This is a genomic window from Burkholderia stagnalis (assembly GCF_902830275.1).
Classification (GTDB): domain Bacteria; phylum Pseudomonadota; class Gammaproteobacteria; order Burkholderiales; family Burkholderiaceae; genus Burkholderia; species Burkholderia stagnalis.
The window spans coordinates 161,241-180,809 of the sequence record NZ_CADESW010000007.1; the positions used below are offsets into that span (position 1 = coordinate 161,241).

General features: G+C 70.3%; 17 protein-coding genes and 2 riboswitches. Of the genes, 7 read left to right on the plus strand and 10 right to left on the minus strand.

Annotated features, from left to right (window positions below):
• Positions 1-111 precede the first annotated feature (111 nt).
• Positions 112-1,665, plus strand: coding sequence for an MFS transporter (locus tag HWY45_RS15020; RefSeq protein WP_059882291.1), 1,554 nt, complete (start codon positions 112-114; stop codon positions 1,663-1,665).
• Between the two features lie 7 nt (positions 1,666-1,672).
• On the opposite strand, the gene HWY45_RS15025 is transcribed toward HWY45_RS15020, so the two are convergent.
• Positions 1,673-2,101 carry a pyridoxamine 5'-phosphate oxidase family protein gene (locus HWY45_RS15025; RefSeq protein ID WP_059882289.1) on the minus strand — a complete coding sequence of 143 codons (429 nt, stop codon included), beginning with the start codon at positions 2,099-2,101 and terminating at the stop codon, positions 1,673-1,675.
• A gap of 333 nt (positions 2,102-2,434) precedes the next feature.
• Between HWY45_RS15025 and exaC the strand changes: the two genes are divergently transcribed.
• The 3 genes from exaC (at position 2,435) to HWY45_RS15040 (ending at position 5,858) form a co-directional block, all read left to right on the plus strand.
• Complete coding sequence (gene exaC / locus HWY45_RS15030; RefSeq protein WP_017334821.1) at positions 2,435-3,961, plus strand: acetaldehyde dehydrogenase ExaC; 1,527 nt, start codon at positions 2,435-2,437, stop codon at positions 3,959-3,961.
• Positions 3,962-4,072: 111 nt separating this feature from the next.
• Positions 4,073-4,624: a hypothetical protein gene (locus tag HWY45_RS15035; RefSeq protein ID WP_059882287.1), complete on the plus strand. Its 552-nt coding sequence runs from the start codon at positions 4,073-4,075 to the stop codon at positions 4,622-4,624.
• Positions 4,625-4,823: 199 nt separating this feature from the next.
• Positions 4,824-5,858: a helix-turn-helix domain-containing protein gene (locus HWY45_RS15040; protein WP_059804173.1), complete on the plus strand. Its 1,035-nt coding sequence runs from the start codon at positions 4,824-4,826 to the stop codon at positions 5,856-5,858.
• Between the two features lie 24 nt (positions 5,859-5,882).
• Here HWY45_RS15040 and HWY45_RS15045 read toward each other — a convergent pair whose 3' ends face one another.
• Entirely contained in the window at positions 5,883-6,971 is a 1,089-nt protein-coding gene (locus tag HWY45_RS15045) for a glycosyltransferase family protein (RefSeq protein ID WP_059882284.1), read from the minus strand.
• A complete protein-coding gene (locus HWY45_RS15050; RefSeq protein ID WP_059882282.1) occupies positions 6,968-8,671 on the minus strand; it encodes a thiamine pyrophosphate-binding protein in 1,704 nt (567 codons plus the stop codon). The genes HWY45_RS15045 and HWY45_RS15050 overlap by 4 nt, the downstream gene beginning before the upstream one ends.
• Positions 8,672-8,937: 266 nt before the next feature.
• Here HWY45_RS15050 and HWY45_RS15055 point away from each other — a divergent pair, with 266 nt between their 5' ends.
• Genes HWY45_RS15055 through HWY45_RS15065 form a run of 3 tightly spaced genes read left to right on the plus strand, consistent with a single transcriptional unit; the run spans position 8,938 to position 9,932 of the window.
• Complete coding sequence (locus HWY45_RS15055; RefSeq protein ID WP_059882398.1) at positions 8,938-9,396, plus strand: antitoxin PaaA2 family protein; 459 nt, start codon at positions 8,938-8,940, stop codon at positions 9,394-9,396.
• Positions 9,393-9,677: a type II toxin-antitoxin system RelE/ParE family toxin gene (locus tag HWY45_RS15060; RefSeq protein ID WP_059882280.1), complete on the plus strand. Its 285-nt coding sequence runs from the start codon at positions 9,393-9,395 to the stop codon at positions 9,675-9,677. The genes HWY45_RS15055 and HWY45_RS15060 overlap by 4 nt, the downstream gene beginning before the upstream one ends.
• 18 nt (positions 9,678-9,695) lie before the next feature.
• The gene (locus tag HWY45_RS15065) at positions 9,696-9,932 is read left to right on the plus strand and encodes an AbrB/MazE/SpoVT family DNA-binding domain-containing protein (protein ID WP_059804188.1); all 237 of its coding nucleotides are present in this window, start codon (positions 9,696-9,698) and stop codon (positions 9,930-9,932) included.
• 33 nt (positions 9,933-9,965) lie between these two features.
• Here HWY45_RS15065 and HWY45_RS15070 read toward each other — a convergent pair whose 3' ends face one another.
• From HWY45_RS15070 to HWY45_RS15100, 7 genes are all read right to left on the minus strand, one after another.
• A complete protein-coding gene (locus tag HWY45_RS15070; protein WP_059563876.1) occupies positions 9,966-11,354 on the minus strand; it encodes an L-serine ammonia-lyase in 1,389 nt (462 codons plus the stop codon).
• A 27-nt stretch (positions 11,355-11,381) separates the two neighbouring features.
• On the minus strand, positions 11,382-12,512 hold the full coding sequence (locus HWY45_RS15075; protein ID WP_059564017.1) for an alginate lyase family protein: 1,131 nt from the start codon (positions 12,510-12,512) through the stop codon (positions 11,382-11,384).
• A gap of 157 nt (positions 12,513-12,669) precedes the next feature.
• Positions 12,670-15,597, minus strand: coding sequence for an aminomethyl-transferring glycine dehydrogenase (gene gcvP, locus HWY45_RS15080; protein WP_059563877.1), 2,928 nt, complete (start codon positions 15,595-15,597; stop codon positions 12,670-12,672).
• Positions 15,598-15,658: 61 nt separating this feature from the next.
• Entirely contained in the window at positions 15,659-16,039 is a 381-nt protein-coding gene (gene gcvH / locus HWY45_RS15085) for a glycine cleavage system protein GcvH (protein WP_059563878.1), read from the minus strand.
• A gap of 104 nt (positions 16,040-16,143) precedes the next feature.
• Positions 16,144-17,262 carry a glycine cleavage system aminomethyltransferase GcvT gene (gcvT, locus tag HWY45_RS15090; protein WP_059882278.1) on the minus strand — a complete coding sequence of 373 codons (1,119 nt, stop codon included), beginning with the start codon at positions 17,260-17,262 and terminating at the stop codon, positions 16,144-16,146.
• A gap of 85 nt (positions 17,263-17,347) precedes the next feature.
• Positions 17,348-17,481: riboswitch (glycine riboswitch) on the minus strand.
• A gap of 32 nt (positions 17,482-17,513) precedes the next feature.
• Positions 17,514-17,615, minus strand: a riboswitch (glycine riboswitch).
• A gap of 111 nt (positions 17,616-17,726) precedes the next feature.
• On the minus strand, positions 17,727-18,128 hold the full coding sequence (locus HWY45_RS15095; protein WP_059563880.1) for a hypothetical protein: 402 nt from the start codon (positions 18,126-18,128) through the stop codon (positions 17,727-17,729).
• A 126-nt stretch (positions 18,129-18,254) separates the two neighbouring features.
• The gene (locus tag HWY45_RS15100; protein ID WP_059882276.1) at positions 18,255-19,307 is read right to left on the minus strand and encodes an oxidoreductase; all 1,053 of its coding nucleotides are present in this window, start codon (positions 19,305-19,307) and stop codon (positions 18,255-18,257) included.
• Between the last annotated feature and the right edge of the window lie 262 nt (positions 19,308-19,569).

Here is a 19,569-nt window from a genome sequence, read left to right on the forward strand (position 1 = left end):
GGAATTTTAGTCCGCTATGTCCGGAATCCTGCATGGTTTTTCCGCGATTCAATCCGAATTATCGTGTGTCGCTTCGATGGCGCCCCGGCGCCGAGTCTTCGAGGAGCAACGATGGATTCCACCTTTTCCGCCGCACCCGCGCACCGTCGCATGCTGGTGCTGGCCGCCGTGTGCGCGGCGGCCGTCGCGCTGCCGTTGAGCTTTTCCGGCGGCGCGGTCGCGACCCCCGCGATCGGCCGCGACCTGCACGGCGGGCCGGTCGCGCTGAACTGGATCACGAACGCGTTCATGCTCGCGTTCGGCAGTTTCCTGATGGCCGCCGGCGCGCTCGCGGACCAGTTCGGCCGCAAGCGCGTGTTCGCGATCGGCGTGGGCGGCTTCACGCTGCTGTCGGTCGCGCTCGCGTTCGCGCCGTCGATGCGCGCGCTCGACCTGCTGCGCGCCGCGCAGGGGCTGGCCGCCGCGGCGGCGCTGGCGGGCGGCACCGCCGCGCTCGCGCAGGAGTTCGACGGCCCGGCGCGCACGCGCGCGTTCAGCCTGCTCGGCACGACCTTCGGCATCGGCCTCGCGTTCGGCCCGGTGCTGGCCGGCTGCCTGATCGCGCGCTACGGCTGGCGCGCGATCTTCCTGACGGGCGCCGTGGCCGGCGCGCTGTCGCTCGGATTCGGGCTGCCGCGCATGCGCGAGTCGCGCGACCCGCACGCGACGGGGCTCGACTGGCCCGGCACCGCCGCGTTCACGGCCGCGCTGACGCTGTTCACGTTCGGCGTGATCGAGGCGCCGGCGCGCGGCTGGACGAGCCCGCTCGTCGTCGGCCTGCTGGCCGGCGCGGCGCTCTTCGCGGCCGCGTTCGTCGCGATCGAGGCCCGTGTCGCGCGGCCGATGCTCGACCTGTCGCTGTTCCGCATTCCGCGCTTCGTCGGCGTGCAGGTGCTGCCGGTGTCCACCTGCTGCTGCTACATCGTGCTGCTGGTCGTGCTGCCGCTGCGCTTCATCGGCATCGACGGCTTCAGCGAGATCGACGCGGGCTGGCTGATGCTCGCGATTTCCGCGCCGATGCTCGTGGTGCCGCTGGTCGCGGCGACGCTCACGCGCTGGCTGTCGGCCGGCGCGATCTCGGGCGTCGGGCTGCTGGTCGCGGCGGCGGGGCTCGGGTGGCTGAGCGTTGCGCTGCGCGGCGGCGCGGGGCCGGCGGCGATCGCGCCGATGGTCGCGATCGGCGTCGGCGCCGGGATGCCGTGGGGGCTGATGGACGGGCTGTCGGTGAGCGTCGTGCCGAAGGAGCGCGCGGGGATGGCGACCGGCATCTTCAGCACGACGCGGGTCGCGGGCGAGGGGATCGCGCTCGCGATCGCCGGCGCGGTGCTCGCGGTACTTGCGCAGGCGGGGCTGCGCGCGGCGGGCGTGGCGGGTGCGGAGAGTGCGGCGGGCGGTGCGCCGGACGCAACCGCCACGAGCGATGCGATCGTGCGGGCCGCCGCGCGGCTCGCGACCGGCGACCTCGGCGGTGCGGCCGCGGCGCTGCCGCATGCGGGGCGCGCGGTGCTGCTGCAGAGCTACACGCGCGCGTTCGATCATCTGCTGATCGGGCTCGCGGGCGTGACGGTGCTGTGCGCGGCGGTGGTGTTCGCGTTTCTCGGCGGGCGGCGCGCAGGGGCCGCGTGACGCATCTTCAGGCTGGAACGAGATTCGGCAGTCCGGCATCCGCCCGCGCGTGCGCATCGTCGACCGCGACGACGACATAGCGCTGCGCATCGGGCCACAGATGCGCCCAGCGGCGCGCGTCTTCGTCGATCGTCGCGCGGCCCTGCACGAGCCACGACGTCTCGCGCGGGAGATCGACGAACAGCTGCGCGATGGCCGGATTCACGAGCAGGTTGCCGATCGTGTTGAACAGGTTGTTGCCCGCGAAATCGGGCAGCACGAGCGTGCCTGCGTCGGGGATGTCGACGAGCGGCTCGAACGTGCCGTCGGCGCGCGGCTGGCGGCCGCGGTACGAGCAATCGCTGTCGCCCGCCGGATTCGAGGTCGCGACGATCAGGAACGCCTGCGCGCGGATGAACGCGATCGCGTCGGCGGAAAGGGGGCCGTGACGAGTCATGGGTCGGTGAGCGTGTCCGGATGCATCGAACGCAGACGCAAGCGACATGCCACGCGCCGCGCCCGCAAGCGACGCGCATCCGGCGTGCCTCAGGCGTGCCTTCGGCGCGCGCCGCCCCGCCGGCACTGTTGGAATTTCGAACGCTCCGCACGGCGCGGATCACGCCGGGTGTTCAGGTTTGGCGCAGTCGCCCGCGACACGCGCGCGAGGCGCACGGCGCAACGCCGTGCCGGCCGCATGCGGGGTGTTTGGCATGCAAGTTGCGTAAACGGACACGCGCAACCAACCGGCGCCGCATTCCGACAAGCAAAGCATGATGAACAGGAGACACTGATGAACCCGTTTGACCTGAAACAACTGGGCCTCGACGTCGAATACCCGTACCGCCAGCAGTACGACAACTACATCGGCGGCAAGTGGGTGCCGCCGGTCAAGGGCGAGTATTTCGAGAACGTGTCGCCGATCAACGGCCAGCCGTTCTGCCGCATTCCGCGCTCGAGCGCGGACGACATCGAGGTCGCGCTCGATGCCGCGCACGCCGCGCGCCGCAAGTGGGGCAAGACGTCGGTGACGGAGCGCGCGAACCTGCTGCTCGCCGCAGCCGACCGGATGGAAAAGAACCTGAAGCTGCTCGCCGTCGCGGAAACGATCGACAACGGCAAGCCGCTGCGCGAGACGATGGCCGCCGACCTGCCGCTCGCGGTCGACCACTTCCGCTATTTCGCGGGCTGCATCCGCGCGCAGGAAGGCGGCATCTCCGAGATCGACGACAACACGGTCGCGTACCACTTCCACGAGCCGGTGGGCGTCGTCGGCCAGATCATTCCGTGGAACTTCCCGCTGCTGATGGCCGCATGGAAGCTCGCGCCGGCGCTCGCGGCCGGCTGCTGCATCGTGATGAAGCCGGCCGAGCAGACGCCTGCTTCAGTGCTGGTGCTGATGGAATTGATCGGCGACCTGTTCCCGCCGGGCGTGATCAACATCGTGAACGGTTTCGGCAAGGAAGCCGGCGAAGCGCTCGCGACCAGCAAGCGCATCGCGAAGATCGCGTTCACGGGCTCGACGCCGGTCGGCAAGCACATCCTGCACGCGGCCGCCGACAACCTGATCCCGTCGACGGTCGAACTGGGCGGCAAGAGCCCGAACATCTTCTTCGCCGACGTGCTCGACCAGGACGACGCGTTCCTCGACAAGGCGCTCGAAGGGCTCGCGATGTTCGCGCTGAACCAGGGCGAGGTGTGCACGTGCCCGTCGCGCGTGCTGATCCAGGAATCGATCTACGAGCGCTTCATCGAGAAGGCGGTCGCGCGCGTCGAGCGCATCAAGGCCGGCCATCCGCTCGACCTGCAGACGATGATCGGCGCGCAGGCGTCGCAGCAGCAGCTCGACAAGATCCTGTCCTACATCGACATCGGCCGCGGCGAAGGCGCGCAATGCCTGACGGGCGGCGAGCGCACGGCGCCGGCGGCCGAACTCGGCACGGGCTATTACGTGAAGCCGACGATGCTGCTCGGCAACAACAAGATGCGCGTGTTCCAGGAAGAGATCTTCGGGCCGGTCGCGTCGGTGATGACGTTCAAGGACGAGCAGGACGCGATCGAACTCGCGAACGACACGTTCTACGGCCTCGGCGCGGGCGTGTGGACCCGCAACGGCACGCGTGCGTACCGGATGGGCCGCGAGATCGAGGCCGGCCGCGTGTGGACCAACTGCTATCACCTGTATCCCGCGCATGCGGCGTTCGGCGGGTACAAGCAGTCGGGCATCGGTCGCGAGACCCACAAGACGGCGCTGTCGAACTACCAGCAGACGAAGTGCCTGCTGGTCAGCTACCAGGCCGAGGCGCTCGGGTTCTTCTGATCGGAGCGGGGGGGCGGGCGCGGGCCGGCCGCAGCGATGCAGGTTGCGGCCGGCCCGGCGTCGGTGGCTCGCCGGTGGCGGTGTCGCCGGCGCAACCCGCAAGGAGCCGACATGGCGGAACCCGTTCGACCGGCCTCCCGGCATCCGGTTTTTCACGACGGCGAACTCGACGCGCATCGCCGCTTCGGCGTCGCGGACGAAGCCGAGCGCATGCGCGATGTCGTCACCACGCGGGTGAGCATCGGCGTGCGGCAATTCATCGAGGCGCAGCCGTTCATGTTCGTCGCCGTCGGCGCCGGTGGCGACGCGCGCGTGAGTTGCGACATCGTGCAATCGATGCGCGACGCGCAGGGCGAACGGCTGCCGGTCGTCCGGGTGGTTGACACGAAGACGCTGCGCTTCGCGCTGCCGCGCGCGGCCGGGCCGCAAGGGCGGATCTGCGCGGCGCGATGCGACGACAACGGCGTCGGGCTGCTGTTCGTCGATTTCCTGCGCGGGATTCGCTACCGGATCAACGGCCGGGCCGTCGTGCGCGAGGGTTTGCCGGACAGTGACGCGATGCCGTGGCCGGCGGATTGCCCGATCGTCGAGCTGACGGTCGCGCAGGCCTACGGCAATTGCGGCACGCGCGTCGTGCGGCTGCGGCCCGGCGGCGGCGCGTGACCGGGCCGGCGGCGCGCACGACGCCCGGCGGCCGCACCAGCCGGGTGCGCGCGGCGCGCCATCCCGGTCAGTACGCATTGCGCGGCCGGGCGCGCCGTCGTTGAATGACGGGCATTCCGCCGGATCGCGTATCGAACATGCGCGATTCGGCACGGGACTTGCATGGTTTGCGGGGTTCCGGGGCGACAGGAGAAGGACGATGAACGATCGAGTGGCAGGCGCCGGCGAACCGACCGCCGAGGACACGCGGTGCAGCGCGCAAGGCGACGACGTGCCGGCCGGGCAGGCCGTCGTCAGCGTCGCGCACGATGCCGACGAGCAGGCGCGCAACCTGATCGGCTGGCGGCAAACTTACGATCAGCTTGCGGCGGGCCGCTTCGTCGGCACGCTGACCGAGCTGCCGCTCGACACGATGAAGCTGTTCCGCGAATCGACGAGCCACACGCTGCGCCAGGCGTGCGAAGTGCGCGGCGATGCGTACTGGTTCGGCATCCCGCTCGTGCGCGACGGCGGCGCGCGCGTCGACGCGCAGCGGATCGACGCCGGCGCGCTCGCATTCCGCCCCGGCAACGTCGAATTCGAATTGCTGACGCCCGCGCAGTTCGCGATCTATGGCGTGGTGGTGCGCGGCGACGTGCTGCGCCGCTATGCGGAGCAGGTCGAGCACTGCGGGCTCGACGAGCGGCTGCCGACGCAAAGCGTCGTGCAAGTCGGCGAGGCGCGGCTCACGCGGCTGTGCACGCTGCTCGGCCAGCGGCTCGACGACGCGGCCGCCGCCGTCGCGCCGCTGCCGGACCCGCAGCGCAACGACCTGCAGGCCGAGGTGCTCGCCGCGCTGTTCGACGTGTGCGCGCTGCCCGCCGACGGCGCGGCCGGCACGGCGCTCGCCCGCCGGCGCTGGATCGTCGAGCAGGCGCGCGACTACGTGCTCGCGCATCGCACGCGCCCGGTCGGCGTGCCGGAGCTGTGCGAGCAACTGCACGTGAGCCGCCGCACGCTGCAGTACTGCTTCCAGGACGTGCTCGGAATGGCGCCCGCGACCTATCTGCGCACGCTGCGCCTGAACGGCGCGCGGCGCGACCTGTGCGGCCGCGCGGCGGAATCGGTGCAGGACGTCGCCGAGGCGTGGGGCTTCTGGCACCTGAGCCAGTTCGCGACCGACTACCGGCGGATGTTCGGCAAGCGGCCGTCGGAAGCGCTGCGCGACAGCGCGGTGATGGTCGCGGCGGGGTGAGTCGGGCGCATTGCCTCCGGAACGTCACCCCTGATCGACCGCCGCCCGGCGCGGTGCCGGCCAGTCGAGCGCATCCCAATCGAGCGCGCGATACGCCGCGTCGACTGCCGCGAGATCGTCCGGTGCTTCGCTGCGATGAATCCCGCGCAGCGCGTCCGGCACGTCGAGGGCGACCGGCACGCAATGCGGATAGTCACGCATGCGCAAGCCCGGCGCGATCGTCGTGAAGCAGGCGAGCGTCGGCACGTCGAAACCGTCGGCGAGATGGAGCGCCGCCGTATCCGACGAGAACAGCATGTTCGCGCCCCTGACCCACGCGATGAAGGCCGCGGTATCGCGGGCGAACGGGCTCACATCGGTATAAGCCGGATGCGCGAGCGGCTCGAAGCCGACGACGGGCAGCCCGTAGCGCCGCGCGAGCCGCTCGACGCACGCGGCGCGCAACGCGGGCGGCACGCTGCGCACGGCGGTGCTCGCGCTCGGGCAGAACAGCACGTACGGCCGTCGCCACACCTCCGGCAGCGCGGGCAGCGGCAGCCGCGCGAGCCAGCGGTTGCGCTTCGCTGCTGCGGGCACGGCGGCCGGCTCCGCGCCGAGCGCCGCGAGAAAGAAGTCGATCATCGGCAGCCGCGCGAAATCCGGCCAGTAAAGGTGGTTGCCGACATCGATGCGGATCGCGCCGGCCGGCAGCGTGTCGGCCGGCCACGGCAGCGTGTGCGCCGGCGCGACGACGCCGGCCGCGAGCGCGTACAGCGCGTCGACATGGCGCGGCGCGCGGGCCGGGCGGTACAGCGTGAAGCGCAGCCCCGGGTGCGCGTCGCGCAGCGCGGCGAGCGCGGTCAGGCCGATCACCGAATCGCCGAGCGCGACGCCCATCCCGTTGATCACGTGCACGTGCAGCGTGCCGTCGTAAGCGAGCCGGAACGGCTGCGTGGCGGCGTGCAGCAGGCCCAGCGCGGGCGCGGCCGGCACGTGGCCGGCCGCGGCGCCGTGATCATGTTCGAGATCGTAGGGGGCGACGAGCGTGCGGTCCGGCGCGAGCAGCGTGCCGGGCCAGACGAGCGCGTCGCCTGCCGACAGCGCATCGCCCGCCGCGCACGCGCCCATCGTCATGCGCCGCGCGCGCGGCGGCCCTGTTCGCGGATCTGTTCGAGCGTCGCGGCCGGCGTGCTCGCGTCCTGCGGCACGCGGATCTCGATCAGCGCCGGCAGCCCGCAGGCCAGCGCGCGCTCGAGCGCGGGCGCGAACTCGGCGGTGCGCTCGACCGTTTCGCCGTGCGCGCCGAACGCGCGCGCATACGCGGCGAAATCCGGGTTCGTGAGCCCGGTGCCGTGCACGCGGCCCGGATAGTTGCGCTCCTGATGCATGCGGATCGTGCCGAAATGCCCGTTGTTGACGACGATCACGACGATGTTCAGCCCGTATTGCATCGCGGTCGCGAGCTCGTTGCCGGCCATCATGAAGCAGCCGTCGCCGGCGAGCGCGACGACCGTTCGCGACGGGTACAGCGACTTCGCGGCGAGCGCGGCCGGCACCCCGTAGCCCATCGCGCCGCTGGTCGGCGCGAGCTGCGAGCGGAAGTGCCGGTACGCGAAGTGCCGGTGCAGCCAGATCGCGTAATTGCCCGCGCCGTTGGTCAGGATCGCGTCGTGCGGCAGGCGCTCGCGCAGCTGCGTCATCACGTCGCCGAGCTGGACGTCGCCGGGCATCGGCAGCGGCGCGTGCCAGTCGAGATAGGCGCGATGCGCGTCGGCCGCGCTGCCGGCCCACGCGGGCGTGGGCGGCGGCTCGAGCACGGCGAGCAGCGCCGTGATTTCCGGCATGCCCGACACGATCGGCAGGTCGGCCGCGTAGACCCGGCCGAGCTCGTCCGCGCCCTGGTGGACGTGGATCAGCGTCTGGCGCGTCTTCGGGATCTCGAGCAGCGTGTAGCCGCCGGTGGTCGCCTCGCCGAGGCGGGGGCCGAGTGCGAACAGCAGGTCGGCTTCGCGGATGCGCCGCGCCAGCGCCGGGTTGATGCCGAGGCCGACGTCGCCCGCGTAGTTCGGGTGCGCGTTGTCGACGGTGTCCTGATAGCGGAACGCGCACGCGACCGGCAACTGCCAGCGCTCGACGAAGCTGCGCAGGTTCGCGCACGCGTCGGTCGTCCAGCCGCTGCCGCCGACCACGACGAACGGCCGTTCCGCGCGCGCGAGCCGCTCGCGCAGCTCGTCGATCTGCGCGGCGGACGGCGCGGCCGCAATGCGCTTCGCGGGCGGCGCGACCGGCTGCGGCGCGCACGGCTCGGACAGCACGTCCTCGGGCAGCGCGAGCACGACCGGGCCGGGGCGGCCGGCGGTCGCGACGTGGAATGCGTGGCTCAGGTATTCCGGCAGGCGGCGCGGATCGTCGACCTGCGCGACCCATTTCGCCATCTCGCCGAACATGCGGCGGTAGTCGATTTCCTGGAACGCCTCGCGATCGAGATGCTCGCGCGCGCACTGGCCGATGAACAGGATCATCGGCGTCGAATCCTGGAAGGCGGTGTGCACGCCGATCGACGCGTGCGTCGCGCCTGGCCCGCGCGTGACGAACGCGATGCCGGGGCGGCCGGTCAGCTTGCCGACCGCCTCCGCCATGTTCGCGGCGGCCGCCTCGTGGCGGCAGACCACCGTCTGGATGCGCGCGGTGTGGTCCGCCAGCGCATCGAGCACGGCGAGAAAACTCTCGCCCGGCACGCAGAACACGCGTTCGACGTGATTGGCGAGCAACGCATCGACGAGCAGGCGCGCGCCGTTGACGCCGCGCGGCTCGAGATCCTCGGAATGCGACATGGGATGCCGTCTCCCTGGGTAGCGGGACGTACAGCTTACGCCGGTTCGGGGGAGGGTGAAAAGTGTCGGAACGCGGATGGAGAAGGATCGGCGATTGGCCGGAAGGCCAGCTTGCGCGCGTGTTGCGACCGATCAAAAGTGTCACATCGGTGCCGAGTCGAATGCCGACCCGGATCGCTGAAACGATGCTGCCAATTAACAGTAAGATGGTCGATCATTCAATAGTAAAGTGTCCCTCTGAATCATCGATGGGGTCGAGCATCATCATGGCAACCGAAACGATCGACCAGAAGACACTCACGCAGCTTGTCGAGGCGGGCGCCGTGCGCAACGCGCGCGTGGTGGGCCGCGGCAACGGCTGGGCCGTCGCGGCCTGCTATGGCACCACCGAGCGCTTTCTGTCGGCCAGACGCGGCGACGTGCGCGTGTTTCGCCGATTCGAAACGCTGGTGGGTTTTCTGCGCGAGATCGGCATCAGCCGATTCGACGTGGACGCGTCGGATTTCGATCCCGATGCTGCCGGTCGAGCCACCCGGCCCGATCGCGCGGTCGCGCTGAAAGCGGCGCACGAGGCGGCGGCTTACGATCGCTGGTTGCGCGAGCAGGTGCAGCAGGCCCTGGACGACCCGCGGCCGTCCATTCCCGACGCCGAGGTCAAGGCCGAGTTTGCTTCGCGTCGTGAGGCGCTGCGACAGCGGATCGCGAAGCAAGGGGGCAAGGCTTGACGTTCGCGCTGCACTGGAATCCGAACGCATGCGAGGATCGTGGCGCCATCATGGACTTCATCGGCCAGGACAACCCGGTGGCCGCGCTGGAGCTGGACGAACGGATCGATGAAATGGTCGAGGCACTGCCGGCGCATCCCGAGCTGTGTCGGCCGGGGCGCGTGCAGGGCACTCGCGAGTTGGTGATTGCGCCGAACGACGTGCTCGTGTATCGCATTCGGCGCGCTGAAGGCGCCATCGAGATTCTGCGCGTGCTGCATGCGCGACGGCAGTGGCCGTAACAAAAATGGGAGACGGCAATGAAACTCACCCGAATGTTCACATCCGGCAACGCCCAAGCCGTGTGCATCCCCGCCGATCTGGCCTGCGAGCGCAGCGACATCGAACGCGAAATCGAGCGCGTGGGCAATGAAATTCGTATTCGACCGATGCGGCGTTCGTTGGCGGACGTGCTCGAGAAGTTTGCGACATTCGGGCCGGATTTCATGGCCGACGGCCGCGGCGGGCAGGAGCACGCCAGGCGCGAGGGCCGGTGATGCCGTGCCCGCGCCTGCCCGACCGTGCCGCCATCAGCACTCGACGATATTCACCGCGAGCCCGCCGCGCGACGTTTCCTTGTACTTCGTCTTCATGTCGGCGCCGGTTTCGCGCATCGTCTTGATCACCGAGTCGAGCGACACGTAGTGCGTGCCGTCGCCGCGCAGCGCCATGCGCGCCGCGTTGACGGCCTTCACCGACGCCATCGCGTTGCGCTCGATGCACGGGATCTGCACCATCCCGCCGACCGGGTCGCAGGTGAGGCCGAGGTTGTGCTCCATGCCGATCTCGGCTGCGTTCTCGACCTGGCGCGGCGTGCCGCCGAGCACCGCGGCGAGCGCGCCCGCCGCCATCGAGCACGCGACCCCGACTTCGCCCTGGCAGCCCACTTCCGCGCCCGAAATCGACGCGTTCAGCTTGTACAGCACGCCGATCGCGGCGGCCGTCAGCAGGAAGTCGATCACGCCCTGTTCGTTCGCGCCCGGCGTGAAGCGCGTGTAGTAGTGCAGCACCGCCGGGATGATGCCGGCCGCGCCGTTGGTCGGCGCGGTCACGACGCGCCCGCCGGCCGCGTTCTCCTCGTTCACCGCGATCGCGTACAGGTTGATCCAGTCGATCATCGACAGCGGATCCTGCAGCGCGCGCTCCGGGCTGCCGGTCAGCGCGCGGTACAGCTGCGGCGCGCGGCGCTTCACCTGGAACGGGCCGGGCAGGTTGCCCTCGGCGTCCGGGTTGCCGATCCCGCAGCCGCGCGACACGCACGACTGCATCACGCTCCAGATCTTCAGCAGGCCGTCGCGGGTTTCTTCCTCGGTGTGCCACGCACGCTCGTTTTCCCACATCAGCTGCGCGATCGACTTGCCGGTCGCTTCCGTCAGCGCGAGCAGCTCAGCCGCCGAGCGGAACGGGTGCGTCATCTGCTCGGCCGCGCTCAGCACCTTGGTGTTCGGCGCGCCGGCCGTCACGACGAAGCCGCCGCCGACCGACAGGTAGGTGCGCTCGACGAGCACCGCGCCGCTCGCGTCGGTCGCGCGCAGCTTCATCCCGTTCGGGTGCTCGGGCAGCGCCTGGCGGTAGAACGCGATGTGTTCCTTGAGGACGAACGGAATCGGATGCTTGCCGAGCAGCGCGAGCGTCTTCGACGCGCGCACCGCGTCGAGGCGCTCGGCAATCGTGTCGGGATCGACGGTGTCGGGCGCGTCGCCGAGCAGGCCGAGCATCACGCCGCGGTCGGTGCCGTGGCCCTTGCCGGTCGCGCCGAGCGAGCCGTACAGCTCGACCTTCACGTTTGCCGTGGCGTCGAGCTGCCCGTCGCGCTCGAGGCCCTGGACGAACATCAGCGCGGCGCGCATCGGGCCGACCGTGTGCGAGCTGGACGGGCCGATGCCGATCTTGAAGAGGTCAAACACGCTGACTGCCATTTCGTTTCCTGTATTGCTGTAATAAGTCTAGCGCGCCTGCAGCGGCAAGCACGCGGCTAGCCATGCGGGCGGCGTCGGGGAGAGCTGCCGCGCGACGCGGGCGTAGCGCCCGTCGAGGCGCGCGGCCAGATGAAACAGTTCGGTGGCGTTTTTCGGGTCCCACTGCCCCGTGTAGCCCGGAATCCCGGCTTCGCGGCGCTTCGCGTCGAACGGCACCGGCGAGTGCACGAATTCCTCGTGCGTCTTCTCGCCGAGCGCATACGGCACGAGCCAGTCGAGCGCGGCGGCGAGCGTCGCGCCGTTCGAGCCCTTTTCGCGCAGCCAGTTGCGGTTGAAGCGGCGCGCGGCCAGCGCGGCGGTCGCGAGCGGCTGCAGGTCGTAGACGGCGTAATGCAGCGCGTCGCGTTCCGTGAAGTCGTAGGTCGTGCCGTCCGCGCCGATGTTGTCGGCGAGATGCTCGACGAACAGCCGCTGCGCGGCGTTCATCATCTTGCGATCGCCGAGCGTGAACGCGGACAGCGCGATCAGCTTGATCCGGTGGCTCTGCCAGTTGTTGCGCCAGGTGCCGGCGAGCGGGCGCGGCTGCGCGTCGATCCGCTCGACGTAGCCGGCGCCGAGCTTCGCGATGAACGCCGACGCCGCGTTGCGGGTCTTTACCGGCAGCGCGCTGGCCGTCATGTCGTACGCGAGGATCAGGCCGTCGAAGCGCGTCTCGTCGATCGGGTTGAAACCCGGCTGGTAGGTTGCCACCCACGCGGACAGGAAGCGGTCGACGAACTGCAGGTAGCGCGCGTCGTTCGTCACGCGCCACGCGAGCGCGGCGTCGCGCATCAGCTCCATGTCCTTCAGCGCGGCGGCGCTCTGGTCGTAGATGCCTTCGTGCGGCAGCGTGCCTTCGGTGTGCACGCGCGGCTGCGCCTTCGGCTGCTCGCCGAGATGCGCGTCGACGCCGTGGATCAGCGCCTGCACGCCCGGCTCGCCCTGCGTCGTCTCGCTCGACTGCAACGCCGGCGCCGCGCAGAAATTCATCGCCGCGCGCGCGCTGCCTGCCGCGCCGAAACCGGCGGCGGCGATCGACAGCGACGCGGCGAGCGTCGGCACCCACGCGCGGGCGCGCGCGCGCCGCGCGCCGTGGTCCGGAAACATCGAACGCACCATGCGGAACTCCTTCATTGGCTGGATCGCGTGTGATGTTAGCCGGATTGACGCGCGCGCGTGAGCCGCTTCGGCTGCGCATGCAAAAACCGCACGCAACCGGGGTTGCGTGCGGTGTGCCGTCAGCATGGTGCGGGCGAACCCTGGAACGGCGCGCGCGTTACGCGTATTCCGACATCGGCACGCACGAGCAGAACAGGTTGCGGTCGCCATAGGCGTTGTCCGCGCGGCCGACCGGCGGCCAGTACTTGTTCGTGCCGAGCGACGCGACCGGGTACGCGGCCTGCTCGCGCGAATACGCGTGCGGCCAGTCGTTCGCGGTGACCACGGCCGCCGTGTGCGGCGCGTGACGCAGCGGGTTGTCCTCGCGGTCGGCGCGGCCTTCCTCGACGGCGCGGATTTCCTCGCGGATCGCGATCATCGCGGCGATGAAGCGGTCGAGCTCCTCCTGCGATTCCGATTCGGTCGGCTCGACCATCAGCGTGCCCGGCACCGGGAAGCTCATCGTCGGCGCGTGGAAGCCGTAGTCCATCAGGCGCTTGGCGACGTCGTCGACGCTGATGCCGCTCGATTCCTTGATCGGACGCAGGTCGAGAATGCACTCGTGCGCGACCAGCCCGCCCGGGCCCGAATACAGCACCGGGTAGTGCGGCGCGAGGCGCTTCGCGATGTAGTTCGCGTTGAGGATCGCGGTTTCCGTCGCGGCGGTGAGGTTCTTCGCGCCCATCATCGCGATGTACATCCACGAGATCGGCAGGATCGACGCCGAGCCGTACGGGGCGGCCGACACCGCGCCGATGCCTTCCTCGCCGCGCGCGTAGCCGGTCGAGCGCTGGTTCGGCAGGAACTTCGCGAGGTGCGCGCCCACCGCGACCGGGCCGACGCCCGGGCCGCCGCCGCCGTGCGGGATGCAGAAGGTCTTGTGCAGGTTCAGGTGCGACACGTCGCCGCCGAACTGGCCCGGCGCGGTCAGGCCGACCATCGCGTTCATGTTCGCGCCGTCGACGTACACCTGGCCGCCGTGCGCATGCACGATCTCGCAGATCTCGCGGACGTTCTGCTCGAACACGCCGTGCGTCGACGGATACGTGATCATGATCGCCGCGAGGTCCTTCGCATGCTCGTCGGCCTTCGCCTTCAGGTCGGCGATGTCGACGTTGCCCTGCGCGTCGCACGCGACCACCACGACCTTCATGCCGGCCATGTGCGCCGAGGCCGGGTTGGTGCCGTGCGCCGATGCGGGGATCAGGCACACGTCGCGGTGGCTCTCGCCGCGCGACGCGTGGTACGCGTGGATGATCAGGAGGCCCGCGTACTCGCCCTGCGAGCCCGCGTTCGGCTGCAGCGACACGGCCGCGTAGCCGGTTGCCGCGACGAGCATCTGCTCGAGCTGGTCGATCATCTCGCGGTAGCCGACGGTCTGCTCGGCCGGCGCGAACGGGTGGATCTGGCCGAATTCCGGCCACGTGACGGGCAGCATTTCCGACGTCGCGTTCAGCTTCATCGTGCACGAGCCGAGCGGGATCATCGAGCGGTCGAGTGCGAGATCCTTGTCCGACAGGCTGCGCAGGTAGCGCAGCATTTCCGTTTCCGAATGGTGGCGGTTGAACACGTGGTGCGTCAGGTACGCGCTCGTGCGTTCGAGGCCGGCCGGCAGCGCGGCGATGCCGGCGAGGCCGGCGTCGAGCGCGTCGACGTCGGGCGCGGTGCCGCCCGCGGCCTGCGCGAACACGGCGAGCAGGTCGGCGAGGTCGTCGCGGGTGGTCGTCTCGTCGACCGAGATGCCGACCTGCGTGGCGCTCACGCGGCGCAGGTTGATGCGCTTCGCGTTCGCGAGCGCGTGGACCTGTTCGGTGCGCGCGCCGGTGTCGATCGTCAGCGTGTCGAAGAACGTGTCGTTGACGGTCGCGAAGCCGAGCTGCTTGACGCCGGCCGCGAGCAGCGCCGCGATGCGGTTCACGCGCAGCGCGATCGTCTTCAGGCCGTGCGGGCCGTGGTAGACCGCGTACATGCTCGCCATGATCGCGAGCAGCGCCTGCGCGGTACACACGTTCGAGGTCGCCTTCTCGCGGCGGATGTGCTGTTCGCGGGTCTGCAGCGCGAGGCGCAGCGCGGGCTTGCCCTGCGCGTCGACGGTCACGCCGACGAGGCGGCCCGGCATCTGGCGCTTGAATTCGTCGCGCACCGCGAGGTACGCGGCGTGCGGGCCGCCGAAGCCCATCGGCACGCCGAAGCGCTGCGTGTTGCCGACCGCGACGTCCGCGCCCCATTCGCCGGGCGGCGTCAGCACGGTGAGCGCGAGCAGGTCGGCCGCGACGACCACGTGGCCGCCGGCCGCGTGGATCGCTTCGGTGAGCGCGCGGTAGTCGCGCACGTCGCCGTTCACGCCCGGGTATTGCAGCAGCACGCCGAACGCGTTCGACTGCGCGGCGTCGGCCGCCGGGCCCGTGACGACTTCGATGCCGACCGGCAGCGCGCGGGTGCGGACCACTTCGAGCGTTTGCGGCAGCACGTCGTCGGCGACGTAGAAGATGTTCGACTTCGGCTTGCCGGTGCGCTGCAGCAGCGTCATCGCCTCGGCCGCGGCGGTTGCTTCGTCGAGCAGCGACGCGTTCGAGATCGCGAGGCCCGTCAGGTCGGCGACCATCTGCTGGAAGTTCAGGAGCGCCTCGAGGCGGCCCTGGGAAATTTCGGGCTGGTACGGCGTGTAGGCCGTGTACCACGCCGGGTTTTCGAGCACGTTGCGCAGGATCACCGCGGGGGTGTGCGTGTCGTAGTAGCCCTGGCCGATGTAGGAGCGGAACACCTGGTTCTTGCCTGCGAGCTCGCGCAGCGCGGCGAGCGCTTCGGCTTCGCTTTTCGGCTGCACGAACGGGCCGAGCGGCAGCGTTTCGGCGCGGCGGATCGACGCGGGAATCACGGCGTCGATCAGGGCGGCGCGCGACGCGAAGCCGAGCGTGTCGAGCATGGCCTGCTGGCTGGCGGCGTCGGGGCCGATATGGCGTTCGGCGAACGCGTCGTGCGTTTCGAGCGCGGCGAGCGAGAGGGGCGTGCGGTTCATCAGGCGGTCCGGGTGTTCGAGCTTCATGGCGTGACTCTGGTCCCGCGCGGGCCGGCTGGCCGGCCCCGCGCGGTTTCGGGTGAGGGGATTAGTCGATCAGCTTGCTGTAGGCAGCGGCGTCGAGCAGGTTGTCGGTCGATGCGCCGTCGGCGAGCTTGATCTTGAACAGCCACGTGTCGTACGCGTCGCTGTTCACTTCTTCCGGCGTGTCGACGGCGTCCGCGTTGATCGCGACCACTTCGCCCGTCACGGGCGAATAGATGTCCGACGCGGCTTTCACCGATTCGACGACGCCGATCGCGTCGCCTGCCTTCACCTGCTTGCCGACTGCCGGCAGTTCGAGGAAAACGATGTCGCCGAGCGTGCTTTGCGCGTGGTCGGTGATGCCGATCGTCAGCGTGCCGTCGGCTTCGGTGCGGATCCACTCGTGTTCGTCGGTGTACTTGAGTTCGGCCGGAACGTTGCTCATCGGATGCTCCTGAATAGAAAGGGTGTGATTCTTCGTTCTGGCGCACCGTGACGGTGCGCCGGGTGTGGGTCGCCGGGCGCCATGCCGCCCGGCCCTCGGGGTCGTTACGCAGCGAGGACCTTGCCGTTGCGCACGAACGGCAGTTTTACCACGCGCGCGGGAAGTTGCTTGTCGCGAATCTGCACGTGCACGGTGTCGCCGATCTGCACGGCCGCGGGCACGCGCGCGAAGGCGATCGATTCCTGCATCGACGGCGAGAAGGTGCCGCTCGTGATCTCGCCTTCGCCGTGCGGCGTGACGACTTTCTGGTGCGCGCGCAGCACGCCGCCCGCCTTGCCGTTCTCCTTCTGCAGGATCAGGCCGACGAACGCGGCGCGCGAGCCGTCGCGCTCCAGCGCGTCGCGGCCGACGAACGCGCGCGGCGCGCTGAGGTCGACCGTCCACGCGAGGCCCGCGTCGAGCGGGGAGACGGTTTCGTCCATGTCCTGGCCGTACAGGTTCATGCCGGCCTCGAGGCGCAGCGTGTCGCGCGCGCCGAGCCCGCACGGCCGCACGCCGTTCTGCTGCAGCGCGTTCCACAGCGCCTCGACGTGCAGGGCCGGGACGATCACCTCGAAGCCGTCCTCGCCGGTATAGCCGGTGCGCGCGATGGTGAGATCGCCGAACGGCGTGCCCGCGACCTGCGCGGCATTGAACGGCTTCAGCTCGCTCGTCGCGGCGCGCGCGGCGGGCAGCGTCGCCCAGGCCTTTTCGCGGGCGTTCGGGCCCTGCACGGCGACGATCGCGAAATCGCGGCGCGGCGCGATCGTCAGGCCGTAGCCGCCTTGCTCGTTGAGCTGGTTGAACCACGCGATGTCCTTCTCGGCGGTGCCGGCGTTGACGACGACGCGGAAGAAATCCTCGGTGAAGTAATAGACGATCAGGTCGTCGATGACGCCGCCCTGCGGGTTGAGCAGGCACGAGTAGAGCGCCTTGCCGGGCGTCTTCAGCCTGCCGACGTGGTTCGCGATCGCGTGCTCGAAGAACGCGCGCACGCGGCTGCCGGTGAAATCGACGACGCACATGTGCGACACGTCGAACATGCCGGCATCGGTGCGCACGGCCTGGTGTTCGTCGATCTGCGAGCCGTAGTTGACGGGCATGTCCCAGCCGCCGAAATCGACCATGCGAGCGTTGAGCGCACGGTGCGCGGCGTTGAGCGGGGTATGTTTGAGTGCGGTCATCGGGGTCTCAGGCAAGGCGCTTGCGCGCGGGACAATACGGCGATGTCGTCGACTGCCGCGGCCCATGGCCTGCGGACGGTCCTGTACATGCCCCTCTGTCCTCGATACCTGAGAGATTGCGCCGCGGGCGTGGCCCGGCGAACGCGCGCCCCTTCGGTGGGCAGCTTGCCCGCGCTGCTTGTGCGCAACGGGCTACTGCCGCTCTCCAGAGTGCGAAACTCGCGGCCTGCGCGATGCGCAGGCGGGTTGCTTCGACGCGGCCGGTCCTTTTGCCTGAGAGTTTGCGGGTGTGCCCCTTCGGCGGCGCGACCGGCGTTGCAGCGATGCGGTCACGCGCTCTCCCGACGCGTGCGGGCGACTGTACGCGAGCGGGTGAGGCTTGTCAATTTGGTCAAATCCTTGTCGCTTCGCGACAAGCGGCGGCGCGGGCGCCGCCGCTTTCCGGCCGGCTGCCGGCGCGGGCCTCACTCGCCGATCGCGCGCGCCGCGGTGTCGAGTTCCTGGTTCAGCACGCGCTGCTCGTCGGCCGACAGGCCGCCGCCGTGCTGCGTGGCCATGTCGGTCGATTCCTGGCGGATCACGTCGAGCCGGCGATGCAGCGCGGCGCCCTGCGGCGGCGGGTAGTAGCCGCCGTTGACGCGCGCGTCGATCCGGCGGCCGAGGTTGTCGATGCGGTTCTGGATCTGCTGCATCCGCTCGTAGCCGACGACCGGCGGCGGCGGGCTGACCGGCGGGGCCACCGGCGGATTGACCTGCGGGGCGGGGCGGGGCTGGGGCGCCGGGCGACGCTGCTGCGGCTGCACGATACACGCCGCGAGCGCGGAAACCAGGGCGCAGCACACTGCCGCGCGAATCAACCGTTGCATCACTTTCTCCTGACGGTTTGGTGTCGGATCGACTTTTTCGAGAAACGCTTCAGACCGGGGCACCGCTGACTTTCGTTCCCGCACCATTTGTAACGGATTGTTCCGGCGGCGGCGACGCGCGCGGTTTCAGACCGTCTTGCGCACGAACGGCAGGCGGCGGCCGTCGTGCTCGCTTTGCGCGGCGAGCTCGATGATCGTCATCACGTCGACCGCGTCCTGCGGCGTGACCGGGAACGGAGCACCGTCGCGGACCGACGCGGCGAGCGCGCGATAGAACTCCGCGTACTGGCCGTCGAGCGTCGGCAGCGGGCGCTCGGTTTCGATATCGCCGTCGAGCACGCGCAGCACGCCGGGCGGGTTGCCGCCGCCGAATTCGACGTGGTCGGGCGTGAGCCCCGCCTTCAGCTGGTCTTCCTGCGTGTCGAGCCCGAACTTCTGGTAGCTGCCGCGCGTGCCGTGCAGCGTGAAGCGCGCCGGCTCGATCGCCGACAGCGCGCTGGCGTGCAGCGCGACGTCCTTGTCCGGATAGCCGAGCAGCAGGTGCACGAAATCGGGCGCGGTGCCGTTGTCGCGGCGAGTCTTGACGGTCGCGCTCACCGTGTCGGGCAGGCCGAACAGCGCGAGCGCCTGGTCGATCAGGTGCGGGCCGAGATCGAGCAGCAGGCCGCCGCCGCGCGCGGCTTCCTCGCGCCAGCGCACGCGCACCTGCGGCCGGAAGCGGTCGAAGTGCGACGCGACATACGTGATGCGGCCGAGCTCGCCGGAATCGACGAGGCGGCGCACGGTGAGGAAATCGCCGTCCCAGCGGCGGTTGTGGAACGGCGCGAACACGCGGCTGCGGGCGTTCGCGAGGCGCGCGAGCGCGAGCGCCTCGTCGGAGGTGAGCGTCACCGGCTTGTCGACCACCACGTGGCGGCCGGCTTCGAGCACCCGGCGCGCGAGCGGGAAGTGGGTGTCGTTCGGCGTGGCGATCACCACGCATTCGATGTCGTCGAGCGCCAGCAGCGCGTCGAGGTCGGCCACGATGCGGGCATCGGGATACGCGGCGCTCGCGCGCGCCGGCTGCCCGGTGGCGATCGCGGCGACCTGCGTGCGGCCGCTCGCCGCGATCACCGGCGCGTGGAACGTCGCGCCGGCGAAACCGAAACCCATCAGACCAATCCTGAGCAATGACGACATGGCAATCCTTGGCAACGAGCGAAACGAGGGCGGCGCGCCGGAAGCGGCGCGGTGACGACCGGCTATTTTGGCATGGCGCCGATGCGTGGTCGGTCGCTTTTCGTCAAAGGGGACGGGATGGCGAACGGGGCGGGCGGGCAAAGGGCCGGGGCCGCCGCGCTGCCTGCATGGTCGTGCGGCGCCGCCCCTCGCGGCGCAAAACCGGCTGAACGGACGGGGCCGCGCGCCGCGATCCGCCCGCCCGGCCCCGTCCGGCGGGGCT

What these genes read in the sequence shown, in the direction of transcription:
- HWY45_RS15045 (WP_059882284.1), bottom strand. Translation starts at nt 6,971, where the DNA reads ATGACGATGGGCGCGTGCGCGGCGGGCGATGCGCTGTCGGCAGGCGAC.
- HWY45_RS15070 (WP_059563876.1), bottom strand. Translation starts at nt 11,354, where the DNA reads ATGGCAGTCAGCGTGTTTGACCTCTTCAAGATCGGCATCGGCCCGTCC.
- gcvP (WP_059563877.1), bottom strand. Translation starts at nt 15,597, where the DNA reads ATGAAGCTCGAACACCCGGACCGCCTGATGAACCGCACGCCCCTCTCG.
- HWY45_RS15055 (WP_059882398.1), top strand. Translation starts at nt 8,938, where the DNA reads ATGGCAACCGAAACGATCGACCAGAAGACACTCACGCAGCTTGTCGAG.
- HWY45_RS15065 (WP_059804188.1), top strand. Translation starts at nt 9,696, where the DNA reads ATGAAACTCACCCGAATGTTCACATCCGGCAACGCCCAAGCCGTGTGC.
- HWY45_RS15075 (WP_059564017.1), bottom strand. Translation starts at nt 12,512, where the DNA reads ATGGTGCGTTCGATGTTTCCGGACCACGGCGCGCGGCGCGCGCGCGCC.
- exaC (WP_017334821.1), top strand. Translation starts at nt 2,435, where the DNA reads ATGAACCCGTTTGACCTGAAACAACTGGGCCTCGACGTCGAATACCCG.
- HWY45_RS15020 (WP_059882291.1), top strand. Translation starts at nt 112, where the DNA reads ATGGATTCCACCTTTTCCGCCGCACCCGCGCACCGTCGCATGCTGGTG.
- gcvH (WP_059563878.1), bottom strand. Translation starts at nt 16,039, where the DNA reads ATGAGCAACGTTCCGGCCGAACTCAAGTACACCGACGAACACGAGTGG.
- HWY45_RS15040 (WP_059804173.1), top strand. Translation starts at nt 4,824, where the DNA reads ATGAACGATCGAGTGGCAGGCGCCGGCGAACCGACCGCCGAGGACACG.
- HWY45_RS15100 (WP_059882276.1), bottom strand. Translation starts at nt 19,307, where the DNA reads ATGTCGTCATTGCTCAGGATTGGTCTGATGGGTTTCGGTTTCGCCGGC.
- HWY45_RS15050 (WP_059882282.1), bottom strand. Translation starts at nt 8,671, where the DNA reads ATGTCGCATTCCGAGGATCTCGAGCCGCGCGGCGTCAACGGCGCGCGC.
- HWY45_RS15035 (WP_059882287.1), top strand. Translation starts at nt 4,073, where the DNA reads ATGGCGGAACCCGTTCGACCGGCCTCCCGGCATCCGGTTTTTCACGAC.
- HWY45_RS15095 (WP_059563880.1), bottom strand. Translation starts at nt 18,128, where the DNA reads ATGCAACGGTTGATTCGCGCGGCAGTGTGCTGCGCCCTGGTTTCCGCG.
- HWY45_RS15025 (WP_059882289.1), bottom strand. Translation starts at nt 2,101, where the DNA reads ATGACTCGTCACGGCCCCCTTTCCGCCGACGCGATCGCGTTCATCCGC.
- gcvT (WP_059882278.1), bottom strand. Translation starts at nt 17,262, where the DNA reads ATGACCGCACTCAAACATACCCCGCTCAACGCCGCGCACCGTGCGCTC.